This window comes from Acidovorax delafieldii 2AN, from assembly GCF_000175235.1.
Lineage (GTDB): Bacteria > Pseudomonadota > Gammaproteobacteria > Burkholderiales > Burkholderiaceae_C > Acidovorax > Acidovorax delafieldii_B.
This window is the reverse complement of the sequence record NZ_ACQT01000031.1, coordinates 21,359-27,649: the sequence shown is the minus strand read 5'-3', so window position 1 is coordinate 27,649 and position 6,291 is coordinate 21,359. Positions and strand designations below refer to the sequence as shown.

At 65.2% G+C, this 6,291-nt stretch carries 3 protein-coding genes and 1 tRNA gene; all 4 read left to right on the top strand.

From position 1 onward, the window contains the following. The first annotated feature begins 282 nt into the window (after window positions 1-282). The gene (locus tag ACDELDRAFT_RS07170; RefSeq protein ID WP_050784140.1) at window positions 283-1,479 is read left to right on the top strand and encodes an efflux RND transporter periplasmic adaptor subunit; all 1,197 of its coding nucleotides are present in this window, start codon (window positions 283-285) and stop codon (window positions 1,477-1,479) included. 8 nt (window positions 1,480-1,487) lie between these two features. Next, window positions 1,488-4,661, top strand: a complete 3,174-nt coding sequence (locus tag ACDELDRAFT_RS07165) for an efflux RND transporter permease subunit (protein ID WP_005794994.1) — start codon at window positions 1,488-1,490, stop codon at window positions 4,659-4,661. A 101-nt stretch (window positions 4,662-4,762) separates the two neighbouring features. Further along, a tRNA-Leu gene (locus ACDELDRAFT_RS07160) sits at window positions 4,763-4,849 on the top strand. A 75-nt stretch (window positions 4,850-4,924) separates the two neighbouring features. Further along, window positions 4,925-6,235, top strand: a complete 1,311-nt coding sequence (gene tig, locus ACDELDRAFT_RS07155) for a trigger factor (protein ID WP_005794992.1) — start codon at window positions 4,925-4,927, stop codon at window positions 6,233-6,235. The last annotated feature ends 56 nt before the right edge of the window (window positions 6,236-6,291 follow it).

Genomic DNA, 6,291 nt, shown 5'->3' with positions numbered 1-6,291 from the left:
GTCGGCAAGGGCGGCGTGCGGCGGGCGGGCGCAGGGGCGGGGCAGGGGGCTTGGGCGGTCGTTCACAGGGCGCATTGTCGCTTGACAAGGTAGGGGGCTTCTCATAGATTACTAACCAGTCAGTCAGTAATATGAACCCCGGGAACAGGCCAGGAATCTGTCTCCCAGCAGCGCAGGCCCCACGCAGATTCAGGCGTTGGGCCTGCTTTGTTTGCGTGGCGCGTGCAACACCCCGCAGCTTCCGTGGCCTGTTTGCCGCCCAACTTTTTCACGGGATTTCCCATGCACACCTCCTCTGTCTCGCGGCCTGTTCAACGGTATTCCAGGGTCTTGCTGGGGCTGGCCACCGTGGCGCTGCTGGCAGCTTGCTCGCGCCCTGCGCCTCCTGAAGAGCCGATGCGCTCTGTCAAGCTGCTGACGGTGGGGGTGGGAGCGTTGCAGTCCAGCCTGGAATACTCGGGCGAGGTGCGGGCGCGCGTGGAGTCGCGCCTGGGCTTTCGGGTGGCGGGCAAGATCGTGCAGCGCCAGGCCGAACTGGGCCAGCGAGTGCGCGCCGGGCAGGTGCTGGCCCAGCTCGACCCCAAGGACTACCAGCTCGCCGCCGATGCAGCGCGCGCCCAGCTGGCATCGGCCACCACGCAGCGCGACCTGGCTGCGGCCGACTTCAAGCGCTACCAGGCCCTGAAAGACCAGAACTTCATCAGTGGCGCCGAGCTGGAGCGCCGCGACGCCACGCTCAAGGCCGCGCAGGCGACGCTCGACCAGGCCCGCGCGCAGCTGTCGTCGCAGGGCAACCAGGCCGCTTACACCACGCTGGTGGCCGACGCGCCGGGCGTGGTGACCGGCATCGAGGCCGAGCCAGGCCAGGTGGTGTCGGCCGGAACGCCCGTGGTGCGCATCGCGCAGGATGGCGCGCGCGACGTGGTGTTTGTGGTGCCGGAAGACAAGGTTGCGCAGATTGCGCAAGGCTCCGAGGTGGCCGTGCGCGGCTGGTCGGGCGGCGCAATGCTCTCGGGCCGCGTGCGCGAGGTGGCCGCCAGCGCCGACCCGGCCACCCGCACCTACCAAGTGAAGGTGGCCCTTGAGGGAGCGCAGGTGCCCCCGCTGGGCGCCACGGTGTATGCGACACCCAAGGCGCTCAGCCATGAAGGCATTGCCGCCATCAAGCTGCCGACCAGTGCCCTGCGCCAGGAGGGGCAGGCCACGGCGGTGTGGGTGTATGACCCGGCCACCAGCACCGTGAAGTCGCAGGTGGTGCGCATTGCCACGGCCGATGGCAACGAGGCCGTGGTGGCGTCGGGCCTCACGCCCGGCATGCAGGTGGTGGCGACCGGCGTGCATGTGCTCTCGCCGGGGCAGAAAGTGACGGTCTATCAACAAAAGACGGGTGCAGCGCCCGTCCCTAAAGCGCAGACAGCTACTGATTCAGTAGCAATCACGCCGGAACCACCCGTGGCCGCGGCCTCGTCTGCGAAGTAAGGCCGGTCATGACCCAACGCCAACCCAAAGAGGGCTTCAACCTCTCCAAATGGGCGCTCGACCATCCGGCGCTCACCCGCTACCTCATGGTGGTGCTGATGCTGCTGGGCTTTGCGGCCTATTTCCAGCTCGGGCAGGACGAAGACCCGCCTTTCACCTTCCGTGCCATGGTGGTGCGCACCTACTGGCCGGGCGCCACCGCCCAGCAGGTGGCCGAACAGGTCACCGACAAGATCGAGCGCACCTTGCAGGAGGTGCCCTACGCCGACAAGATCCGCAGCTATTCCAAGCCGGGCGAGTCGCAGATCATCTTCCAGATCAAGGATTCTTCCCGCCCCGGCGACGTGGCCAACGTCTGGTACAGCGTGCGCAAGAAGGTGGGCGACATGCGCTACACGCTGCCGGGCGGTATCCAGGGCCCCTTCTTCAACGACGATTTCGGTGATGTGTATGGCGTGATCTACGCCCTCGAATCGGAGGGCTTCAGCTATGCCGAGCTCAAGCAGTTTGCCGACGACGCGCGCCAGCAACTGCTGCGGGTGCCCGACGTGGCCAAGGTCGAGCTGTTTGGTGTGCAAGATGAAAAGCTGTTCATCGAGATTTCGCAAAAGCGTTTGGCCCAACTGGGCCTGGACATGAACCAGGTGCTGGCGCAGCTAGGCCAGCAAAATGCCGTGGAAGGCGCTGGCGCCTTCCAGACGCCGCAGGACCAGGTGCAGGTGCGCGTGGGCGGGCAGTTCAACGCCGTCGAAGACCTGCGCGCCATGCCCATCCGCGGGCCCTCGGGGGCGCAGCTGCGCCTGGGCGACATTGCCGAGGTGAAGCGTGGCTATGTCGACCCCGCCACGGTCAAGGTGCGCCACCAGGGCCGCGAGGTGATTGCGCTGGGTGTCTCCATGGCCAAGGGCGGCGACATCATTGCGCTGGGCAAGGCGCTGCACACGGCCACGGAACGCATCGGCGCCACGCTGCCGGCAGGCGTGAAGCTGGTCAATGTGCAGGACCAGCCCAAGGCCGTGGCCACATCGGTGAATGAATTCGTGAAGGTGCTGATCGAGGCCGTGGTCATCGTGCTGGCGGTGAGCTTCGTCAGCCTGGGGCTGCACAAGCGCCCGGGGAACCAGCCCCTGTGGAAGCGCTGGTACATCGACCCCCGCCCTGGCCTAGTGGTGGGCATCACCATTCCCATGGTGCTGGCCGTCACCTTCCTGGCGATGTGGTACTGGGGCATTGGCCTGCACAAGATATCGCTGGGTTCGCTCATCATTGCGCTGGGCCTGCTGGTGGACGACGCCATCATCGCCGTCGAAATGATGGTGCTCAAGCTTGAAGAGGGCTACGACAAGGTGCGCGCGGCAACGTTTGCCTATGAGCTCACGGCCATGCCCATGCTGACGGGCACGCTCATCACGGCGGCGGGTTTTCTGCCCATCGGCATCGCCAAGTCGACCACGGGCGAGTACACGTTTGCGATCTTTGCCGTGACGGTGATCGCGCTGGTGCTGAGCTGGTTCGTGTCGGTGTATTTCGTGCCCTACCTGGGCACCTTGCTGCTCAAGGTGCCGCCGCATGTGCTTGCGGCGCAGGCAACCAAGGGCATCACGGACGACCCCCACGAAGTGTTCGATACACCCTTCTACACGGCTTTTCGGCGTCTGGTGCACTGGTGCGTGGAATACCGCTGGATCACGATTGGCCTCACGGTGCTGACCTTTGCGCTGGGCATTGCGGGCATGGGCAAGGTGCAGCAGCAGTTCTTCCCCGACTCCAGCCGCCCCGAGATCCTGGTGGACATCTGGTTCCCCGAGGGCACGTCGTTCGCGGGCAACGAGGAGGTTACCAAGCGTGTGGAGCAGCGTCTGCTGGCCGAGCCTGGCGTGAGCACGGTGAGCACCTGGGTGGGCTCGGGCGTGCCCCGCTTCTATCTGCCGCTCGACCAGGTGTTTCCGCAGACCAACGTGTCGCAATTCATCGTGGTGCCGCAGGATCTGAAGATCCGCGAGTCGCTGCGCAACAAATTGCCGGCGCTGCTGGCCCAGGAGTTTCCTGAGGTGCGCGGCCGCATCAAGCTGCTGCCCAACGGACCACCCGTGCCTTATCCCGTGCAGTTCCGCGTGGTGGGCCCCGATCCGCTCGTGCTGCGCGAGCGTGCCGATGAAGTCAAGGCCGTGCTGCGCCAGAGCCCCCAGATGCGGGGCGTGAACGACAACTGGAACGAATCGGTGAAGGTGCTGCGCCTGGAGGTGGACCAGGCCAAGGCGCGGGCGCTGGGTGTGAGCAGCCAGTCGATCGCCCAGGCGTCGCGGACCATTCTCTCCGGAACGCAGGTGGGCCAGTTCCGCGAGGGCGACAAGCTGATCGACATCGTGCTGCGCCAGCCACTGGAAGAGCGCAACGCCATCACCGAGATTGCCAATGCCTACCTGCCCACGGCCTCGGGCAAGTCGATTCCGCTCACGCAGATCGCCAAGCCCGTCTTCACATGGGAGCCCGGGGTGATGTGGCGCGAAAACCGTGACTATGCCATCACCGTGCAGGGCGACGTCATCGAAGGGCTTCAGGGCGCCACGGTGACAAACGCGCTGCTGCCCGGCCTGCGCGAAATCGAGGCGCGCTGGCGCGCCGCGGGGCAGGACGGCTATCGCATCGCGGTGGCAGGGGCCGTCGAGGAAAGCTCCAAGGGTTCGGCCTCGATCGCCGCGGGCCTGCCCATCATGCTGTTCATCACCTTCACGCTGCTGATGCTGCAGCTGCACAGCTTCAGCCGCGCGATGCTGGTGTTTCTCACGGGGCCGCTGGGTCTCGCGGGCGTGGCCGGTGCCTTGCTGTTGCTGGGGCGGCCCTTTGGTTTCGTGGCCTTGCTGGGCGTGATCGCCCTGATGGGGATGATCCAGCGCAACTCGGTGATCCTGATTGATCAGATCGAGCAGGACCGCGCGCGCGGCGTGCCGGCCTGGGACGCCATCGTCGAGTCGGCGGTGCGCCGCCTGCGCCCCATCGTGCTGACGGCGGCTGCCGCGGTGCTGGCCATGATCCCGTTGTCGCGCAGCGTGTTCTGGGGGCCGATGGCCGTGGCCATCATGGGCGGGCTGGTGGTGGCCACGGTGCTGACCCTGCTGGCGCTGCCTGCCATGTACGCTGCCTGGTTTCGCGTGCGGCACCCTGTTCCCGATGTCGCATGAGCGGTTGCTTTCAACCGCCTCGCACATCAGGGTAAAATAGAAGGTTGACCGATTTCATACGGGCGGCGGCCTTGGCTTGCCGCCTGTTTGTTTGTAGAACCGCGCGGGTGGCGAAATTGGTAGACGCACCAGGTTTAGGTCCTGACGCCAGCAATGGTGTGGGGGTTCGAGTCCCCCCCCGCGCACCACCCATGTGAGACTTTGCGGAACACGGCGCCGCTGCGCTGCAGCCAGCACGATCCACATTCATAAGAGGAATAGCGATGTCCGTTACTGTTGAAACCCTTGAAAAGCTCGAGCGCAAGATCACGCTGAGCGTGCCCCTGACCACCATTCAGAGCGAAGTCGATTCGCGCCTGAAGCGCCTGGCCCGCACCGTCAAGATGGACGGTTTCCGTCCTGGCAAAGTGCCCATGAACGTCGTGACCCAGCGCTACGGCTACTCGGTGCAGTACGAAGTGCTGAACGACAAGGTGGGTGAGGCCTTTGCCGTGGCTGCCAATGAAGCCAAGCTGCGTGTGGCGGGCCAGCCCCGCATCACCGAAAAGGAAGGCGCTCCAGAAGGTCAGGTCACATTCGATGCCGTCTTTGAAGTGTTCCCCGAAGTCAAGATCGGTGATCTGGCTGGCGCCGAAGTCGAGAAGCTCTCGGCCGAAGTGACCGACGCCGCCATCGACAAGACCATCGACATCCTGCGCAAGCAGCGTCGCAGCTTCGCCCAGCGCGCGCTGGACGCCGCGGCCCAGGACGGCGACCGCGTGACCGTGGACTTCGAAGGCAAGATCGACGGCGAACCCTTCGAGGGCGGCAAGGCTGAGGATTTCCAGTTCCTGGTGGGCGAAGGCCAGATGCTCAAGGAATTCGAAGACGCAGTGCGTGGCATGAAGTCGGGTGAAAGCAAGACCTTCCCCCTGGCGTTCCCCGCCGACTACCATGGCAAGGACGTGGCTGGCAAGACGGCCGACTTCCTGGTCACCGTGAAGAAGATCGAAGCCGCCCACCTGCCCGAAGTCAATGACGCCCTGGCGAAGTCGCTGGGCATTGCCGATGGTTCCGTGGAAGGCCTGCGCGCCGACATCAAGAAGAACCTCGAACGCGAAGTCAAGTTCCGCCTGCTGGCACGCAACAAGGCAGCGGTGATGGATGCCCTGGTGGCCAAGGCCGAACTCGACCTGCCCAACGCCAGCGTGCAGGCTGAAATCGCCCGTCTGCTGGAAGGCGCCCGTGCCGAACTCAAGCAACGCGGCATCAAGGACGCCGAAAAGGCCGAGATCCCTGAAGATGTGTTCCGCCCCCAGGCTGAGCGCCGCGTGCGCCTGGGCCTGGTGGTGGCTGAACTGGTGCGTGCCAACAACCTGCACGCCAAGCCCGAGCAGCTCAAGGCGCACATCGATGAGCTGGCCGCCAGCTACGAAAAGCCCGAGGACGTGGTGCGCTGGTATTTCGGCGACCGCCAGCGTCTGGCCGAAGTGGAAGCGGTGGTCATCGAGAACAACGTGACTGAATTCGTGCTGGGCCAGGCGAAGGTCGTCGACAAGGCCGTGTCTTTCGACGAGTTGATGGCGCAAGGCTGATGCCGCGCCGCAGGGATCAGCCGCTGCACTGATCTCGCGGCAGCAACCCATCAGGG

What these genes read in the sequence shown, in the direction of transcription:
- ACDELDRAFT_RS07170 (WP_050784140.1), top strand. Translation starts at nt 283, where the DNA reads ATGCACACCTCCTCTGTCTCGCGGCCTGTTCAACGGTATTCCAGGGTC.
- tig (WP_005794992.1), top strand. Translation starts at nt 4,925, where the DNA reads ATGTCCGTTACTGTTGAAACCCTTGAAAAGCTCGAGCGCAAGATCACG.
- ACDELDRAFT_RS07165 (WP_005794994.1), top strand. Translation starts at nt 1,488, where the DNA reads ATGACCCAACGCCAACCCAAAGAGGGCTTCAACCTCTCCAAATGGGCG.